Source organism: Candidatus Neomarinimicrobiota bacterium (assembly GCA_012964825.1).
Lineage (GTDB): Bacteria > Fidelibacterota > Marinisomatia > Marinisomatales > S15-B10 > UBA2125.
In genome coordinates this window covers 14,611-31,144 of record DTTI01000047.1, presented here as the reverse complement: position 1 = coordinate 31,144, position 16,534 = coordinate 14,611, and the positions used below count along the sequence as shown (strand labels likewise).

General features: G+C 45.8%; 19 protein-coding genes. 6 read left to right on the top strand and 13 right to left on the bottom strand.

The features are described from left to right. The first annotated feature begins 84 nt into the window (after positions 1-84). Positions 85-441 (top strand): hypothetical protein, encoded by a 357-nt coding sequence (locus EYO21_05255; GenBank protein ID HIB03213.1) that lies wholly within the window; start codon positions 85-87, stop codon positions 439-441. Positions 442-444: 3 nt separating this feature from the next. Here EYO21_05255 and EYO21_05250 read toward each other — a convergent pair whose 3' ends face one another. From EYO21_05250 to EYO21_05220, 7 genes are all read right to left on the bottom strand, one after another. After that, on the bottom strand, positions 445-2,637 hold the full coding sequence (locus tag EYO21_05250) for a Na-K-Cl cotransporter (protein ID HIB03212.1): 2,193 nt from the start codon (positions 2,635-2,637) through the stop codon (positions 445-447). 28 nt (positions 2,638-2,665) lie between these two features. Then, positions 2,666-3,259, bottom strand: a complete 594-nt coding sequence (locus tag EYO21_05245) for a dephospho-CoA kinase (GenBank protein HIB03211.1) — start codon at positions 3,257-3,259, stop codon at positions 2,666-2,668. Next, the gene (locus tag EYO21_05240) at positions 3,259-3,918 is read right to left on the bottom strand and encodes an adenylate kinase (GenBank protein ID HIB03210.1); all 660 of its coding nucleotides are present in this window, start codon (positions 3,916-3,918) and stop codon (positions 3,259-3,261) included. The genes EYO21_05245 and EYO21_05240 overlap by 1 nt, the downstream gene beginning before the upstream one ends. Positions 3,919-3,936: 18 nt before the next feature. Continuing rightward, on the bottom strand, positions 3,937-5,154 hold the full coding sequence (locus EYO21_05235; protein HIB03209.1) for a NupC/NupG family nucleoside CNT transporter: 1,218 nt from the start codon (positions 5,152-5,154) through the stop codon (positions 3,937-3,939). After that, on the bottom strand, positions 5,154-5,717 hold the full coding sequence (locus tag EYO21_05230) for a thymidine kinase (GenBank protein HIB03208.1): 564 nt from the start codon (positions 5,715-5,717) through the stop codon (positions 5,154-5,156). Before EYO21_05230 ends, EYO21_05235 begins: the two co-directional genes overlap by 1 nt. A 50-nt stretch (positions 5,718-5,767) precedes the next feature. Next, the gene (locus EYO21_05225; GenBank protein ID HIB03207.1) at positions 5,768-6,403 is read right to left on the bottom strand and encodes a uridine kinase; all 636 of its coding nucleotides are present in this window, start codon (positions 6,401-6,403) and stop codon (positions 5,768-5,770) included. Between the two features lie 64 nt (positions 6,404-6,467). After that, positions 6,468-7,160 (bottom strand): hypothetical protein, encoded by a 693-nt coding sequence (locus EYO21_05220; GenBank protein ID HIB03206.1) that lies wholly within the window; start codon positions 7,158-7,160, stop codon positions 6,468-6,470. A gap of 106 nt (positions 7,161-7,266) precedes the next feature. On the opposite strand from EYO21_05220, the gene EYO21_05215 reads away from it, so the two are divergent. Then, the gene (locus EYO21_05215; protein ID HIB03205.1) at positions 7,267-8,316 is read left to right on the top strand and encodes a hypothetical protein; all 1,050 of its coding nucleotides are present in this window, start codon (positions 7,267-7,269) and stop codon (positions 8,314-8,316) included. Between the two features lie 5 nt (positions 8,317-8,321). Here EYO21_05215 and cdd read toward each other — a convergent pair whose 3' ends face one another. From cdd to EYO21_05200, 3 genes are read right to left on the bottom strand one after another with little or no spacing between them, the layout of a single operon-like run. Next, positions 8,322-8,717, bottom strand: coding sequence for a cytidine deaminase (gene cdd / locus EYO21_05210; GenBank protein HIB03204.1), 396 nt, complete (start codon positions 8,715-8,717; stop codon positions 8,322-8,324). Beyond that, on the bottom strand, positions 8,717-9,370 hold the full coding sequence (locus EYO21_05205; protein ID HIB03203.1) for a rhomboid family intramembrane serine protease: 654 nt from the start codon (positions 9,368-9,370) through the stop codon (positions 8,717-8,719). Before EYO21_05205 ends, cdd begins: the two co-directional genes overlap by 1 nt. Before the next feature lie 43 nt (positions 9,371-9,413). Next, complete coding sequence (locus tag EYO21_05200; GenBank protein ID HIB03202.1) at positions 9,414-11,693, bottom strand: M23 family metallopeptidase; 2,280 nt, start codon at positions 11,691-11,693, stop codon at positions 9,414-9,416. A 170-nt stretch (positions 11,694-11,863) separates the two neighbouring features. Here EYO21_05200 and EYO21_05195 point away from each other — a divergent pair, with 170 nt between their 5' ends. Then, entirely contained in the window at positions 11,864-12,565 is a 702-nt protein-coding gene (locus tag EYO21_05195; protein ID HIB03201.1) for a hypothetical protein, read from the top strand. Positions 12,566-12,634: 69 nt separating this feature from the next. Here EYO21_05195 and EYO21_05190 read toward each other — a convergent pair whose 3' ends face one another. The 3 genes from EYO21_05190 to EYO21_05180 form a co-directional block, all read right to left on the bottom strand. Further along, a complete protein-coding gene (locus EYO21_05190; GenBank protein HIB03200.1) occupies positions 12,635-13,192 on the bottom strand; it encodes a hypothetical protein in 558 nt (185 codons plus the stop codon). After that, the gene (locus tag EYO21_05185) at positions 13,189-13,833 is read right to left on the bottom strand and encodes a hypothetical protein (GenBank protein HIB03199.1); all 645 of its coding nucleotides are present in this window, start codon (positions 13,831-13,833) and stop codon (positions 13,189-13,191) included. Before EYO21_05185 ends, EYO21_05190 begins: the two co-directional genes overlap by 4 nt. Before the next feature lie 243 nt (positions 13,834-14,076). Continuing rightward, the gene (locus EYO21_05180; GenBank protein ID HIB03198.1) at positions 14,077-14,490 is read right to left on the bottom strand and encodes an arsenate reductase ArsC; all 414 of its coding nucleotides are present in this window, start codon (positions 14,488-14,490) and stop codon (positions 14,077-14,079) included. 132 nt (positions 14,491-14,622) lie between these two features. Between EYO21_05180 and EYO21_05175 the strand changes: the two genes are divergently transcribed. From EYO21_05175 to EYO21_05165, 3 genes are read left to right on the top strand one after another with little or no spacing between them, the layout of a single operon-like run. After that, positions 14,623-15,000 (top strand): transcriptional repressor, encoded by a 378-nt coding sequence (locus EYO21_05175; GenBank protein HIB03197.1) that lies wholly within the window; start codon positions 14,623-14,625, stop codon positions 14,998-15,000. 19 nt (positions 15,001-15,019) lie between these two features. Further along, the gene (locus EYO21_05170; protein HIB03196.1) at positions 15,020-15,685 is read left to right on the top strand and encodes an aquaporin; all 666 of its coding nucleotides are present in this window, start codon (positions 15,020-15,022) and stop codon (positions 15,683-15,685) included. A gap of 18 nt (positions 15,686-15,703) precedes the next feature. Then, a complete protein-coding gene (locus EYO21_05165) occupies positions 15,704-16,516 on the top strand; it encodes a ZIP family metal transporter (protein ID HIB03195.1) in 813 nt (270 codons plus the stop codon). Positions 16,517-16,534: the final 18 nt, after the last annotated feature.

The window sequence follows — 16,534 nt, the reverse complement described above, 5'->3', positions numbered from 1 at the left end:
TTCCAATGGCTGAAGCGGAGGAGACAGCGTTCCCCTCAGCCTCTGCCAGAAGTTGAATCTCAGACGCCACCTGAGCAACAGGAAATGCCCGACTGGCTTCGTAACCTCGGCTTAGGTGAGTTGTTTGAAGAGGCTGATAAAAAGGAGAAAGTTGAGGAATTCTTCGAACAGCTGGACGAAGAAGCAGAGGAAACTGTTGAATTAGAGGAGCCTTTACCTCAACCAGAGCAGCCTTCCGTCCAGAGTGAAGGACCTCAGTCCGAACCGCTCTGGAAAAGAGAGCTGAAAGGAAAGCCGCCTCCGGGGTGGAAGAAGATAACCGGCCATTCTGTTCTTAAGTATTTTAAGAGCCCAAAAGACCTACGGGAGCTCATTATCATGCGGGAAATTCTTGGACCGCCCAGAGCGATGCAACGGCACCACTATAGTCCTTTTAATTAAGGATCAAGCAAGGGCGCTTTCCTGGCCTGAATCTTTGATAAACAGGCAGGTTGTCTTAACCTTCGATGTAATGGTGTGCATTTCCCTCACACTGAGTTCATCTGAAATGCCAAATATATTGATGTCCGCTGTTGGCCCATTTTTAAGACCATCTGGAAAAGTTCCGCTCAAGATAAGCTTCTCACAGTCGTGAGGTAATCGTCCACGTCTTGCAATTGCCTCAAGACCTACCTGCGCCTTTGATATATCTTTTTCTTTTTCCACCATTCGCAAAAGCTTCAGATTGCCGTTCCAGTTTTTTTCCAGCTGAATAGCTGTAAGGATAGATAGATTCCTGTTTGGTGATCCACTGCGCAGCCACATATTAATATCTTTCTCTCTTCCAAACCCCCTTTCCGAGGAAAGATTCAAAACAATAATGCCAAGTTCCTCTCTCATTGCCATGGAAATGAGTTGCTCCAGTCTTTCATCTTTATCGGGATTATCACTCATGGAAAGGAACATGACATTGGGGGGCAAAGGCATCCCCTTCAGAGATTGGGTTACCACACTGATGCCGTGAAGGAAGTGATTTGCTTCAATAACAGTTGAGACGGCCAGCAGTCCTTCTTCCCGCAGAGGCTGAATCAGATCTGTCAGTTCGTTTTCAAGTTTTTCTGATTCTTTGTTCGATTCTTCACTCTCCTCCGTCCGTTTGAAAACTTGTTGAACAAGTTGTCCGACCCTGTGGCGCACCCCTTTTTCAAGAATCCTGACACTGAAGATTCGGGCACTACCTCGGGGAAAGATAATGTCGCGAATAAATATAATTCTTTTCCTCCATGCGGTGGGCTCTTCCACGGGGACCATAAGGTTCGGTTTCCACGACTTGGGACTGGAAGGTACGCGGGCACCCATCCTGACGGCCCATTCAGCGATGGCTGTGAAGATGCCCGAACGGACATCACCCCAGGGTGCTTGATGTCCTTGACGAACTAGCCATAGATAGACGCCTATGATAATTACAATAGCACCCCCGGCAAAGAGTGGATTGATGAGAAACATGGCAATGGTACACCATGTAAAACCGATGAAAGGCACAATAATAGGAACCTTAAAAGTGGGACGATAGCTTGAGATGCCCAGCCTTTTTTCAATCAAAACCACTAGGTTTATAGTACCGTAGGTGATGAGAAAGAACATAGTGAGAAGAGGTGCGATGGTGTTCAAATCGCCGAATAAAATACCCAAACCGATGATGACACCAGTGACAAATGTGGCAACGCGGGGTTCGCCGCTTTTACTCTGACTCCCCAGAATTTTTCCAAAGGGGAGAACTTTGTGCTGCCCCAAGGCCATGAGCGTTCTCGGCCCGCCTACTATGCTCCCCAGCGCTGAAGAGAGTGTGGCGCCCAGTATCGCCGCTGCTACAACAGTTCTCCATTTTGACACATCCAGCATTACCATGTAATTGCTCTTAAGCGATTCGGTCGATACGGAAAAATCCATCCAGAACGCAAGGGCCACATAGACCACGAACGAGATGCCGATAGCGCTAAGGATACCCACGGATAAAGACCGCTTAGGGTCTTTCAGATCACCCGACATGGCCGCCCCGGCTTCGATTCCTGTAACGGCGGGGAAAAAGATGGCAAATACTGTCCAGAATGGAACGGACTCGAGAGTACCCCAAAGTGAAATTTGACCTGCCCCGTCTCCCTTGCCCATGAAAAATGAAACCAGTGAGACTGAAATTAGTACCATAATTAGGTATTGAAATTTCATGGCGACCTTGGCACTGATAAGAGCGATGATTAAAAGAAATGCTAGGACAATACCACCAACTTGAAGAGGCGAGTGATGAGGAAAGATAGCCATCCACGCTTCAGTGAAACCGATGATGTACATAGCGCCTCCCAGAGCCTGAGACAAATAAAGGGGAATACCAACAGCACCGCCGATTTCCAGACCTAGGGAGCGGGAGATGATTGCGTAAGAACCACCATGGCCAATCTTGATGTTGGACGCCATGGATGCGATGGCCAGCCCTGTGGTGACGGTGACCAGCTTTGCTAGTAGAATGATGACAAGTGCACCACCGAAGCCGGCGTTACCCACGACCCATCCCAGGCGGAGGTACATGATGGCACCAAGGATTGTTAAAATAGTCGGTGTGAAGACACCTTCAAAGGTGCCGAATCTTTTTGAGGTAGCCATCAGAGGGCGGCTATGAAAGCGGTGTCGGTCAGGTTATCTCCTGAAAAATTTCATCCACTTGATTTGAGAGGTGTTTTTGATTGCCGTTGTTATCGATAACAAAATCGGCCATCTGCACTTTCGACTCCTCCGGTAACTGGAGATCCATCCGCTGCTGGATATCTTCTCTTTTGAGAGTCCCGCGTTGAAGAGCCCGATTCATCCGGGCCCCATACTGAGCCGAAACGACAATGACATAATCCAAGTGCTGATCGAGCCCCGATTCATAGATAAGGGCCGCATCAACGACAAAAAGAGTCACTTCATCTTTTTCCTTTATCTCATCGTATCTCTCATCGATAGTGTTGAAAACGTATGGGTGAATGATGGCATTCAACACTGATTGATTTGCTTCGTTAATAAAAGCAACTCTCGCAAGTTTCTTTGGATTAATGGAGTCGTCCGGATCCATGACGTCAGTGCCGAACTCGTCCCGGAGATCTTCCTGGATTTTCTCGTTTTCAGCAAGAATCTGTTTGGCTTCCTTGTCAGCGTCAAAAACGTAGGCGCCTAACTCTGCCATGCGTTCGCTTGCGGCACTCTTACCGGAGCCGATGCCGCCGGTTATTCCTACCTTCAGCATTAATACCTCTTACTATTGCTAGTTAGATGCTTGTCAATCCTCTCACCTACATCATGGATAGACCCCACACCGTCAACTCGTCTGAGCAGTCCTTCACCTTCGAAATAGTTCACCAGTGGTTCAGTCTGTTCCTCGTAGACATCCAGCCGCTTCTGAATAACCTCTGGTTTGTCATCATTTCGTTGTAACAGTTCACCACCGCAGTCATCGCACTGATCGCTCAATTTCGGCGGTGAGAAAATGAGATTAATAATCTTACCACAAGCTAAACACGTTCTGCGGCTTGATAACCGCTCCACCAGTGTGGCGTTATCTCCCTCAAGAGTAATAACATGATTAATGGATTGTCCCAGTTCCTTTAACAGTCTATTTAAACTTTCCGCCTGAGGTACCGTTCTGGGGAAACCGTCAAAGATGTAGCCACCGGCGGTGTCATCTTCTCTCAAGCGCTCGTTCACCATTACGAGGACAACATCGTCAGGGACGAGCTTTCCCTTATCTATATAACTTTTCGCTAGAGTTCCCAAATCGGTATTTTTGCTGATGGTTGATCTGAACATATCGCCTGTAGAAAGGTGCGCCAAAGAATACCGCTCAGCCAGAAGTTTCGCCTGAGTCCCTTTGCCTATGCCCGGTGGGCCCAGGAAAATCAGTCTCATATTTTTGCCCACTTTATTTTAAACAATGATCCCGGCCAGCGTTGCTGTAAGCCAGGAAGCCAGCGCTCCGGCGATCATCGCCTTCATCCCAATTTTCGCCAAATCTTTTCTTCTTTTCGGTGCAATGCCGCCGATGCCGCCCAGCTGAATCCCGATGGATGCAAAGTTTGCGAACCCACACAACGCATAACTGGCTATGATTGCAGTCCGGTCGGAGATGGCATCTTCAGCCCGAAGCTGGCTGAGATCGCTGTAGGCGATCAGTTCCGTGAGAACGATTTTTTCACCCATGAGTTGCCCGAGAATACCCGCTTCTGACCAGGGTGCACCCATAGCCCAGGCCAGAGGCTGAAAAAACCACCCGAGAATTTGCTGTATGGTCAGATCAACAAGCCCAAGCATTCCGTTTATCATAGCAACAAAAGCGACAAAGGCAACCAGCATGGCGCCTACATTCACAGCAAGTTTTACTCCGTCTGTGGCGCCGCGAGAGAGCGCTTCTATGACGTTGTCGTCTTGTCTCTCAATTTTAATTCGGAGGTCGCCAAGTGTCTCCGACTCTTCTGTTTCCGGGAAGATGATCTTTGCCATTACAAGGGCCGCAGGGGCGCTCATGATGGAAGCGGCCATGAGATGCCCTGCGATTCCGGGAATGTCGCTCAGCATGGCTACGTAGATGGCCATGACGCCGCCGGCTACGGTGGCGAACCCTCCCGTCATCACCGCCATGAGCTCTGACATGGTCATTTGGTTGATAAACGGCCTTATCATAAGGGGCGATTCCGTCTGTCCCACAAAAATATTTGCCGATACACTCAATGTTTCTGAACCGCTTGTCCCCATTGTTTTTTGTACAGCGGCGGCGATCCACCGGATCACCCACTGCATGATGCCAAGATGATATAGCACTGCCATAAGGGAAGAGAAAAAGATAATGGTGGGAAGAATTCTGAATGCAAAGTTCAGGAGCGGACCCTCAACAACACCCGTGCTATATGATTTGAACAGAAGATCGCTGCCGGCATCAGAAAAGCTCAGCAGTTTTTTAAAGATTCTGTCCACCGCAGAGAAGAACGGCTGTCCGATGGGTGTTTTGAGGATAAACAGTGCAAAGAAAAGTTGTAGCCCGAGTCCCCAAAGGACGATCCGTTTCGAAATGGCACCGCGGTTGTTGGACATCCCGTAAGCGATACCGAGCAGAACAACGACACCAATAATTCCTGTAAATCTATCCATTATTTCTTCGGTGGTTCATAACATTGTCGGCAACGTGCTTCGTATTTATCCATTTCACCTATGACAACCTGATCCGTTTCCCGGCTAAGCCTTTGCGTGTAGTTAGCGGGGCTTCCGCAGACCATACAGATGGCCAGAGTCTTGGTGATATATTCGGCTTCTGCCAAAAGACCAGGCACGGGACCGAACGGTTCGCCGCGGAAGTCCTTATCTAGTCCGGCAACGATAACGCGCTTCTTCTGTTCAGCAAGCTTTTTACAAACATCAATAAGTATGCTGTCAAAAAACTGTGCTTCATCGATTCCCACAACTTTATCTTTCGGCGCTTTTTCGATGATCTCTTCCGCCGATTCAACAATTTGAGATTCCATCCGAAGTTCGGAGTGGGAAACGATGTGGTCTTCGCTGAATCTGGTATCTACTTTGGGCTTAAATATACCCACCGCCTGTCTGGCGATCTGAGCCCGGCGAAGGCGCCGGATTAGTTCCTCGGTCTTTCCGCTGAACATACTCCCACATATCACTTCGATCCAGCCTGATTCTTGTGGACTTGGGGTAGGCATTTAATTAACGAAATGATGCGTCATGGGCAGACGCCAAACAGTAGTAATTTTCAGTTGTTCGGCATCTTCTCCTTCAACAGTGCTTGGATTTTTGTTTGGATAAGATCCACAGCCACAGCATTACGGCCCCCTTTGGGTAATATAATATCTGCATATTTCTTGGTTATTTCCACAAATTCTTCATGCATGGGGCGAACCGTATTCATGTATTGTTCAATGACGTCTTCCACAGTTCGGTCTCGTTCTTTGATGTCCCGCTGAAGCCTCCGGATGAACCTGACGTCTGCGTCTGTCTCCACATAAATTTTGATATCCATCAGCTCCCGGAGACGCTCATTGGTAAGTACCATGATCCCTTCCAGTACGATGGTAGGGCGGGGATCCAGCCGATTTGTCTCCCTGGCCCTTGTATGAGTGGAAAAATCATAGACGGGAATTTCAACCGGTTCACCGTTAACCAGGTTTTTCAGATGTTCCGTCAGAAGGTCAAAATCGATGGCTTCCGGGTGGTCAAAATTGGTTTTGGCACGTTCTTTAGATGGCTTATCACTCAAATCCTTGTAATAGGCGTCCTGAGCAATGATGCCAATTTCATCTTCGTCAAAGCCATTCAGGATATTCTCTGAGACAGCCGTTTTACCTGAACCAGTACCGCCACCAATGCCTATGAGGACACTCTTACTCATTTCTCCTGCTTTTTGAAAGAGGAACTAGAATCGGAAACTCCCGGTAACAGATCTATGGTTATAATTAGCGATCTATTTTAAAAATCTCAATATTGATATCGTCCAGACCCTCTTTGTCAAAAGGATATTCCAGTTGATCCTGAATGTTGTACAATGATATCAACATAAATTCGCTGAGCAACACAATAAAATAAGTGATTACAGCAGGGGTATCCAATCCAACCTTGTTTATGATTGTAGGAGTATAGACTAATGGAAAAATATAAATGTAAGCTTCACAATATGCTTTAAGACTAATGGGAGTTCTATGGATATCAATGGCTATCAGGTTATCAATGGACTCATGTACATGCTCCATAAAGCGATAAATCCTTATTCTGAGTCTTTCCGATATAAATTCTTTTTGTTCTTCTGTAAACTCAAACACTCGGTTAACAATTCTATCAAATTGGTCGGTTTCAAAATCATTGCCTTGGAGGTGTGCCATTAAACTGTCACTGATATCAGTAAGAATGCCTGAAACTATGTTTTTATTGGTTTGGTCCATCTTTTTATTACCCATAAAGCAGTAATAAATGGCTTTTAGAGCTCCCCTAAAAAGGCTTAAATGTTCCAGAGCATTTTCTCTTCTTTGAAAAGAACCGCGAATTGTGAATACCAGTGGGAAGATTATAGCTATACTTATTAATGTTAAATCAATATTGTAGATTAATGTGTATTGATAGGAGAAGAGCAAACTAGCCAGTGTAATAACCATCGCTATCAGGGTACGGTGGTTTATTATGCCAAGAAACTTAATCAAGATTATTCCTACCTATTCCCAAGTATTATTTTCAGGGGGAAAATAACTTAAAAGGAAAACTATGATAAAACAAATAACATCATCCATCTGGATTCTGTTTCTTTTGATGGTTCTTGCTGGATTAAATGCTCAGGATGCGGGAGAGAAAGAACTCGAAGAAGTGACAAAGCTTTTCCGGAATGACGAACCCCTTTTAGTCAAGATGAGTTATTCAATCAAGAATGTTAAACGAAATACAAACGATTCCACTTTTATCGATACAAAACTTTCTTATTTAGATGATGAAAGTGAATGGAAAGGAATTCCTGTTGCCATAAGGGCCCGGGGAAATTTCAGGCGAAAGACGTGCTTTTATACCCCCATAAAAATAGAGATAAAAAAATCTGATGCTAAAAAAACGTTATTTAAAGGTAATAAGAAACTGAAATTGGTTCTTCCTTGCTTGAAGGAGCGAGAAAACAATGATAATGTTCTTCAAGAATATCTTGCTTACAAGTTATATGAAGTGATTTCTCCTTATCATTTCAAAACGAGATTACTCAACCTCGATTTTGAAGAAATAAGAGGAAGAAAAACAAAAAGTCACCAACTAAAGGCATTTTTGATAGAAGATGATAATAGAGTTGCTAAAAGAAATGGTGGCAAGGTTGTTGAAAGTTTCATCCATCCATTGGCAATGGATCCATTGGCTTCGGTGCAAAATGCTTTCTTTCAATTTATGATTGGGAATACAGATTTTTCAGTGGCTTACCAACATAACGGGAAACTTCTCTATGCTGATTTCAAGATTATTCCATTGCCTTATGATTTTGATATGTCAGGATTGGTTGATGCAAGCTATGCAGTTGCTAATGAAAAACTCAATATCTCTTATGTAACAGAGAGGAAATACCGAGGTTTCGAGAGAGACCAAAAGGTGTTTGATGAAGTGAGGAATCAATTTTTAGGTAGCAAAGACAAAATGTTAGCTGTAGTAAATGGTCTTGAAGATGATTTTGATGATCGAAGGGAATTTTCAAAAGCGAGGAATTATATTCTAAATTTTTTTGATATACTCGAGAATGATGCCCAGTATAAGTCCTATATTGCAAATCAAGCTAGAGGAAAGTAATAAATTTAGTCTGAATTGCCTTTGGTGAGTGAGCTGTCATCAAAAGCTCTGGGAAGTAAGTTCCCACTTTGAAGTTCTTCCGTTGAGCCGTCGTCTCCTATGATGATGATGGGAACATCACCGCAAAGATCCCATATAAACTGGCGGCAGGCACCGCAAGGACCACCACTCCCTTTGGAAGATATAGCGAGGCGTTTGAAATTTTTGTAACCTTTAGCCACGGCTGAACATATCGCCGCTCTTTCGGCACATATGGTCAAGCCGTAGCTGCTTGATTCAACGTTACAACCTGTTACAATTTTACCTTCATCTGTCTCAACTGCTGCCCCGACGGTATAGTTTGAATAAGGGGCGTGGGCGTATTTTCGCACTTCGATGGCAGCTTTAACAATGGTCTCCATCAGATTGATTTGATCCTTATTCTTCGCAATACCTGAATCAGTCCAAGTCCCGCCAGGAAGCCGCCGATGTGAGCGAACCACGCCACACCACCGGTAGTATCCACCCCAAAGGCTGACAAGCCGTTGGTGAGTTGCATGAGAAACCAGAAACCCAAAACATAGAACGCTGGAATCCTGATTGACGTAAAGTAGAAAAAGAGAAAAAGGAATGTGTGGACTTTTGCGTGGGGGAAAAGAATCATATAGGCGGCGAGGACACCTGCAATGGCGCCGCTGGCACCAACAATGGGGATGATAGAGATGGGGTCCACAAGGGTCTGCACTATGCCAGCTGCAAGACCAGATGCAAGATAGAAGATGGTAAATTTCACGTGACCCAGGATTCCTTCCACATTGTCGGCGAATATCCAGAGGTAGAGCATGTTACCTCCTAGGTGAGTGATACTTCCGTGAAGAAACATGGAAGTGAGAAGCGTCAGGGTGAAGTGACCAAAATCGACAGTCGCCATCTTTGGAATAATGGCAAAGACAGTGGTTAATTCCCTCGGTGCCACCATCTGCAGAAAAAACACAGCCACATTGATGGCCACCAGAGCGTAAGTGACATAAGGGATGAGGACCCTGGGATTGTCAGCGCGGTATGGGAAGAACATTTTATCTAATTCGCCGGAGTGTCACGGGAATCATTGCTCCACGCTAATTTACTGAAAATGTGATTTCTTTTGTGGCCCTGTTTCCTACCTGATCGGTGGCAGTGATCACCAGCTGATACTGGCCCGCATCGAGGAGACCGTTTAATCGATAGCGAACCTCTTTTTTTATGGGATGGTACTCGAAATAGAGACTTTCTCCATCAAGGATCATCTGTATATCCTTATCCCGTCCGATGCCTGCCAAGTCATCTTCAACCTTTCCCGAAATTGTGGTGAAGTCCTTGCTGGAATAGTTGGCATTTGGTCCCGGGGAGAAATCGTGAATGCGGGGAGGTACGGTATCTTCAACTACGGCCACTGCTTCAAAACTGTAAAGTGGCGCTGAAAATAATCGGTCCACTATGGAAAACTTCGATGGTAAGTAAGTCCACCCCTCTTTTTGATCGTAATAGAAAACCCCCTTTTTTTCAGCAGACTCAGATTTTTTCAGCAGAATTTTCACTGTGGCACTGTCTTTCAGCGCTCTGTCAAAAGGCTGGAGCTGATAGACCCGGCTCGTAAAACGTCCTGTTTCCAGGGGTACAGGATTTTCAACAACTTCGATCCAAAAAGCGGTGGTGTCGTAAAAGGTGTGTTCCATGGTTTTGAGAAAGCATTTCCCATCACCGGAAAAAGCAGTGACTGTCTCCGCACCGGTAGAAAGTTCCGGGTTGAGGTGGAACCTCATCTCCCGCACAGCCGAACTGGAGATAGTAAAAGTTGCTTCTTCCTTCCCCGCCAAATCCTGAGGCTTGAGCGGAGAGGAGTGAAAAACACCGGGCCGCACCTGTTTCAAAGGTAGGTTAACCAGTTTGCTTCCTTTGAGAGAGAGGTTTGCTGTCTGTTGGAAATAGCCCCGGGCCGCAACTTCGAGAATCACCGATTTTTCCAGGTGGGAGACAGACAGCTGGAAGGAAGTGGTCATGTGGTCCGCCTCCTCAGCAACAAAGGGAAGATGATATGCTTCACTGACTCCTCCCAAACTGTTAATTCCGATGAATTGAAGGATCCTGTTTTTCGTAAGCTTCTTGGGCAGTTCAACCAAGAGTGCACGGTCTGCTCTTTCTTTCGAAAGAGCGTCTACTTTTACTTCAGGATACCCTTTAGCGTTAAAAGCGTAGCAGACAAAATCGGTGATGGGGAAAGGACTTCCATCAGGACGTATAGCTATGGTGATGGTGGAAGTTGTCTCGGAAAGGATCTCAGCTCTCACACGGGTTGGCGGTGCGAAGTAGAGAGTCCCTTGAATAAGTGACACATTCCGGGCATGATCAAATAGACGCAGTGAGATGGTGTGGTACCCTGGAGAAAGAGTGAGTCTTCCATGACCATTCCCTTTTACAAAATCTGACTTAGCCTCACTACTCATGGTGAAAAGGCGGTAAAAATTGCCGTCATTCAGTCTCCGAAGTGAGTTATCTACAGTCATTTCCGTGAGATGGTTTTTTGTGAAAGAGTAATGGTCAAACTCAAGGCGGAACTGTTCAACATCATCCACAAAGAGGGCACATCCGGTGATGTTGTATTTGATGTTAAAACCTGTGATCTCGTCGATGGCAGACAGCGCCAACCCCACAGTGTTGAATACATGAATTGTGTCAGGTAATTCATACAGTGCGGCGCTCTTCTTGTGAAGAGGGAAGATTTGAGGCAGAGTTCCGCCGTTAATTACTGCATCGATACTGAGGGGAATGAAGGCGAGCCTATCCGGTTTGGGCCTGTGCCTGTCATCCATACCAAAGCCGTTTGTAAATGGGTTGATTGGGCGGTTGAGAGTATCTCGCACTTCAAAATGGAGATGAGGACCGAAGGCGCCGCCCGAATCACCTGAATAGCCGATGAAATCACCCTTGTTCACAAGCATCTCGTTGGCACGGAAATATTTATCTATTTCGTATGACCGGTTACGGCCCTGCTCTACACGGACGATTGCATCAATTAACTCTGTGAATCCGTCTAGATGGGCATAGACCACCGTCTTGTTATCGCTCAGTTTCTGGTAAAGAACCCGCCCGTATCCGTCAGACGAGACCCTTATTCGTTCCACATAGCCATTGTCTATGGCCACCACCTCATGTCCTTTTGTCCCTTGGGTAGATATGTCGAGACCGGCATGGAAACGTCTGGGCCTCGGATCAGCGAAATTAGAGGAGACAACCCTTCCCAGTTTCACCGGCCAGACGTAATCCTGGGCCGTAAGGGTATTTATCAGAGGAAAAGCCGATGCAAGAATAAGGGTGTAGAGTTTCACAGGCTGATAGTGTTGAAAGGTCAATTTAGACAAAGGGCCGAAGGAGTATCAATGAAATTGTCCATAATTTATTTCGCTGGGATTTAATTGATCAATAATTTCAATTTTATAACGAATTCCCCAGACCAAACTAAGTAAAGATTTATTTATGAGCGGTAGTTTGTGTAAACTCCAATAATGTTAGATAAATTTTTGGAGGTAATATGCATTTTTCAAAATTAATCACACTGGGTTTGCTTTGTATCATGCCTACATCAGTTTTTGGGATTGTTGGCTTTGGGATACATGGTTTAAGAGATTTTGCAAAACTGGGAGCATATGAATACACTGATGGGGAAGGCCTTCTTGCCGTTAACCTTAAATCTTATGAGATGGCGGAAAGTCCTGCGGGTATTGGAGGGTATGTTTTTTTTGATTTTGCTGGATGGGCCGTAGAAGCTGAAGGGTCTATTGCAGGAGGACTATATAACTTCAGTTTTGGGAATCAATTTGCTACAATAGATTCAATTGATTTTGTTTGGGGCAGAGCTTCAACTGGAGTTACTGTCAAAAAAGATCTAATGTCTTTTAAAATCCCAATTCTCGCTAAAGCAGCTTTGTCTGCTGGCTTGGGAATGACTAATCATGTTTCAACTCCTAGAGCAAATGTAGATATGGTGAAACAACTGTTGGGGGACGATTTGATTAATACCTCATTCGAACCAACTAATTTAGAGGATCAACTTATTACCTATTTAGATGACAATAAATTGGAAGGAAGTGCATTCCACGCTCAAGTTGGTTTGCGATTTAAAGTGTTAATGTTTGATACACATTTTATTTTTCGCTATAATGTTGGCAAAGATATTTATGCTGGGAAAAGTGGTTTTGCCGAAACGCAGTTAAAAGTAGGTTTTGCATTCTAATTGTTTTCCTGATCTAATATTCTTAAGAAAGGGGCCGAAAAGGGCCCTTTTTCATTTCATTGGAGGGGGTTACCTGGAAAGAGGGGCCACGGACTGGTAGGTCCAGCTATCCAGGTCTTTGGAGACATAATGGCGGCCGTTCTTGGTCATAGCCAGATAGAACGGTTGAGATCCATCTTGGCTGGGCAGTAGCGCCAGCGAAACAAAATCATCCCGGCTGTCGACACGAATGGTTTTCTTGAATGAGTTACCTACGGTGAGCACATTCTTGTTAGCCATTTTGTAGATGTTACCAAGGTTAGTCATGGCAGCGAAACCCACAATGGGAGGGGCAATGCCAAACTGGTAGGACACAACGGCTACAATGGTCTCCCGATTTGCTCCCGGGGAATTATCACGCTTTTTAATTTCTTCTAAAGCACTCCGCAATTTACTCATCAGTTCAGGGTTGACAGACTCTCCGGCAGGTCCTTGTAATCCTTGAGGACCTTGTTTACCAGGGGAACCGTTTTTTCCTGGTGGGCCCGGTTCGCCTTGAGGACCTGGTGGGCCCGGTTCACCCTGTTGTGCTGGACCAGTGCATCCAGCTATTAAGCATATCAATGAGAGTAAAAGAAGTTTTTTCAAAAAGACAGCGAAAGATAGCTTTCGAGTATCGGGAACTTCTGGATCAAGAAGGGCAGAGACCGTGCCCAAGCCATGGCCATGATGATGGAAAGTTCGGCTGAAATGGCTACGATAAAGGCGGTAATAGCATTCCTTAAATGTTTGTACTTATAGGTGTTGATCATACCGAGGGAGTAGACTTGCTTTGCAAACAGATTAGTTGTCTGTTCGCGGTCTTGGGCTATTGAACGGAGATGTCTGGCATAACCGCTGGCACTCTTGTATTGACTTATACCGGCAAAGAAAAGGGGATTTGATTCTTCATCCTGCTCCTTCGATTTTTCAGTATGGACTCTGGGAACAATGACAAGGATAAGGTTTATGATGCTAACCAGAGCCGCGACAAAATACACCATCACAAACAGGAAAATTAACCAGGTCATCTGTACCTTCAAGAAGTGAACGATGAAGAAAACCATAAAGACACCCAAAATGGAGAGCAGTGTAAAAGCTTTCTGATCCGTCCGCATAAGGATTTGATTTTCATTCCCAAGAATCTGGAAAAGTGTAGATAGCTCCCTCTCATAATCTACTTTTTTTACATAACCACGACTCGCAGTCCTTCTGGACTGGGTGGTTTTCTTTTTTACAGGTGCTGCCATGTCATGTTTTTACCTTGAATTTTTGCCGAAAATAGTGGCTTTGTTTCCGCTCGAGCTATCAATTTACACTGCTGTTTCTTCAAGATGCAATCATCGTAAAGGTTCAGCCAGTACCACAGTCTCCACCCATTCGGCCTGTTGGCAGTTGCCCAGTTCTACAGCGGCAAATTTAACAATGTAGATGCCGATTCTGGCCCATCAGTGTTGTGGTAACCAGCTGAAGGATGATCGTATGTACCAAATTCAATTTCTGTCAACCAGGAATTCTTCAATCCGGGCCCGCAGCGAATCCCGGGTCTGACGGTACGGCTCCAGCAGATAATCCTCATCGGACCAGTTCACGAACGGATCAACTATCGACCAGTGAATGCGTTCTACGTCTCCTGGGAAAGTAGGGCACAGTTGATTTGCATTATCACAAACGGTGATGACAATATCCATTCCGGCGCCTAGATAATCATCCACAAGGTCAGAGGTGTGAAGTGAAATATCGATGCCCCATTCCGCCATCACTTTTATGCCGGCAGGGTGAACCCGCATGGGGTGAGTACCGGCGCTGAAAACTTGAAACCGGTCACCGACCATATCTCTCAGAATCCCTTCCGCCATTTGGGAACGACAAGCATTCCCCGTACAAAGAAATAGCACCTTCTTCATAAAGTTTCGTTCAGACAAATTCCTGTGTACTCTAACTTAATGTCAACCTGTAATCAAGACAAAAGTTTTAAGAATAGTAATGATTACTATTTCTATTGTTTTACCGTGATCCCATTATTAAACTCACCAAGCATGAGATACAGCAGACAACGAGAAACCATTCTGCAAACGGTTAAAGTAATGGATCTTCATCCTTCTGCTGATGATGTTTACAGTCGAGTGCGGAAGCGGATGCCTCAGATTAGTTTGGGGACGATCTATCGCAACTTGAATCAACTTGTGGGAATGGGGGAACTGAGTTGTGTGCAGGATGGAAAGATGGTTCGTTACGATTGTGAGACAGGCCGACATCAACACTTCCGTTGTGATGTTTGCGGTATTCTACAGAATGTGGATGTTTCAAACCGAGAAATTATTGATCTTCTAACAAAAAATTCTGGGTTGAAGATCATTGATATTTCTTTGGAGCTCACAGGGACATGCGAAGATTGCATTTGTAAGTCACAATAATCAAAAGGGAGCAATAAGCATGAATGATTTAGGCAAAAAGAGTTTGGCAGAATTAATCGGGACTTTTCTTCTCACATTTATTGGTGGAGCAGCCATCATCAATGGACAGGCCGGACTCATCGGTATAGCACTTGCCCACGGTCTGACGGTAGCTATTGTTATCTCGGCGTTTGGGCACATCTCAGGTGGTCATATCAATCCAGCTGTTACTTTCGGTTTTTTGGTGACTCGCAAGATTGATGTAAAAGAAGGGGGCTTCTATATTGTTTCCCAACTGGTGGGAGCGGTCTTGGCGGCATTTGCACTGAAACAGTTTGTCCCAGGTGCAATGAATGCATCTTTGGGAGGCCAGTCTGTTGCTCCAAGTGTGGATATGGCGGCGGCGGTGGGGATCGAATTCCTACTCACATTTTTTCTTGTTGCCGCCATTTTCGGGACAGCTGTGGATGGGCGAGGTACTTTTAAGTCAATCGCTGGTTTCGGAATAGGATTGGTGGTAACTGTAGATATTCTTGCTGGAGGTCCCCTTACTGGCGCTTCAATGAACCCGGCCAGATCCTTTGGCCCCGCTTTGGTGAGTGGCCAATGGGGTGATCAGCTAGTTTATTGGATAGGGCCGCTTTTTGGAGGTGCGGCAGCGGCGTTACTCTATGACACGATTTTTATGGATAAGTCAGAAGGATAGTAATAAAGATTAGCAGAAATGGTCGGATGGTTTAGTTCTCTCGAACCTGTTATGCAGGCATTCCTTGCCACCATCTTCACGTGGGGCATGACGGCATTGGGCGCTTCGGCCGTTTTTTTCTTTAAGACGGTGAGCCGGAAAATACTGGATACCATGCTCGGCTTCGCTGGTGGCGTCATGATTGCCGCAAGTTACTGGTCACTTCTTCAGCCGGCAATTGAGATGTCCGAGAGTATGGGCGTGCCGTCGTGGCTCCCGCCGGCAGTAGGATTTATGCTGGGCGGTGTGGTGCTATTTATCATGGATAAGATCCTGCCTCACCTTCACATCGGTTATCCAAAAGATACAGCTGAAGGAGTGGAGACCGCGTGGCACAGAACTACCCTACTGGTGCTGGCCATTACACTCCACAACGCACCGGAGGGGTTGGCTGTAGGCGTCGCCTTTGGAGCCTTGGGTGCCGACCTGCCCTCGGCAACACTTGTGGGCGCCATAGCACTTGCTATTGGTATTGGTATCCAAAACTTCCCCGAAGGCTTTGCAGTTGCCATGCCTCTGAGGCGTATGGGTGTTTCGCGATTTAAAAGTTTCTGGTATGGTCAGCTTTCAGCAGTAGTGGAACCGGTTGCTGCTGTGATCGGTGCGGTTATTGTCATTTCTGCACAGGCAATTTTGCCCTACGCGTTGGCCTTCGCTGCCGGTGCCATGATCTTTGTGGTGGTGGAGGAAGTGATCCCCGAATCTCAGTATGCAGGGAATACAGATTTGGCCACCATCGGCGCCATGCTTGGATTTACTATCATGATGACCCTTGATGTGGGACTGGGATAGCCATAGGTATCTCCGCTA

Bases quoted from the DNA above. Each gene is read 5' to 3' on its own strand.
- EYO21_05255 (HIB03213.1), top strand. From the start codon at position 85: ATGCCCGACTGGCTTCGTAACCTCGGCTTAGGTGAGTTGTTTGAAGAG.
- EYO21_05250 (HIB03212.1), bottom strand. From the start codon at position 2,637: ATGGCTACCTCAAAAAGATTCGGCACCTTTGAAGGTGTCTTCACACCG.
- EYO21_05245 (HIB03211.1), bottom strand. From the start codon at position 3,259: ATGCTGAAGGTAGGAATAACCGGCGGCATCGGCTCCGGTAAGAGTGCC.
- EYO21_05240 (HIB03210.1), bottom strand. From the start codon at position 3,918: ATGAGACTGATTTTCCTGGGCCCACCGGGCATAGGCAAAGGGACTCAG.
- EYO21_05235 (HIB03209.1), bottom strand. From the start codon at position 5,154: ATGGATAGATTTACAGGAATTATTGGTGTCGTTGTTCTGCTCGGTATC.
- EYO21_05230 (HIB03208.1), bottom strand. From the start codon at position 5,717: ATGCCTACCCCAAGTCCACAAGAATCAGGCTGGATCGAAGTGATATGT.
- EYO21_05225 (HIB03207.1), bottom strand. From the start codon at position 6,403: ATGAGTAAGAGTGTCCTCATAGGCATTGGTGGCGGTACTGGTTCAGGT.
- EYO21_05220 (HIB03206.1), bottom strand. From the start codon at position 7,160: ATGGTTATTACACTGGCTAGTTTGCTCTTCTCCTATCAATACACATTA.
- EYO21_05215 (HIB03205.1), top strand. From the start codon at position 7,267: ATGATAAAACAAATAACATCATCCATCTGGATTCTGTTTCTTTTGATG.
- cdd (HIB03204.1), bottom strand. From the start codon at position 8,717: ATGGAGACCATTGTTAAAGCTGCCATCGAAGTGCGAAAATACGCCCAC.
- EYO21_05205 (HIB03203.1), bottom strand. From the start codon at position 9,370: ATGTTCTTCCCATACCGCGCTGACAATCCCAGGGTCCTCATCCCTTAT.
- EYO21_05195 (HIB03201.1), top strand. From the start codon at position 11,864: ATGCATTTTTCAAAATTAATCACACTGGGTTTGCTTTGTATCATGCCT.
- EYO21_05185 (HIB03199.1), bottom strand. From the start codon at position 13,833: ATGGCAGCACCTGTAAAAAAGAAAACCACCCAGTCCAGAAGGACTGCG.
- EYO21_05180 (HIB03198.1), bottom strand. From the start codon at position 14,490: ATGAAGAAGGTGCTATTTCTTTGTACGGGGAATGCTTGTCGTTCCCAA.
- EYO21_05175 (HIB03197.1), top strand. From the start codon at position 14,623: ATGAGATACAGCAGACAACGAGAAACCATTCTGCAAACGGTTAAAGTA.
- EYO21_05170 (HIB03196.1), top strand. From the start codon at position 15,020: ATGAATGATTTAGGCAAAAAGAGTTTGGCAGAATTAATCGGGACTTTT.
- EYO21_05165 (HIB03195.1), top strand. From the start codon at position 15,704: ATGGTCGGATGGTTTAGTTCTCTCGAACCTGTTATGCAGGCATTCCTT.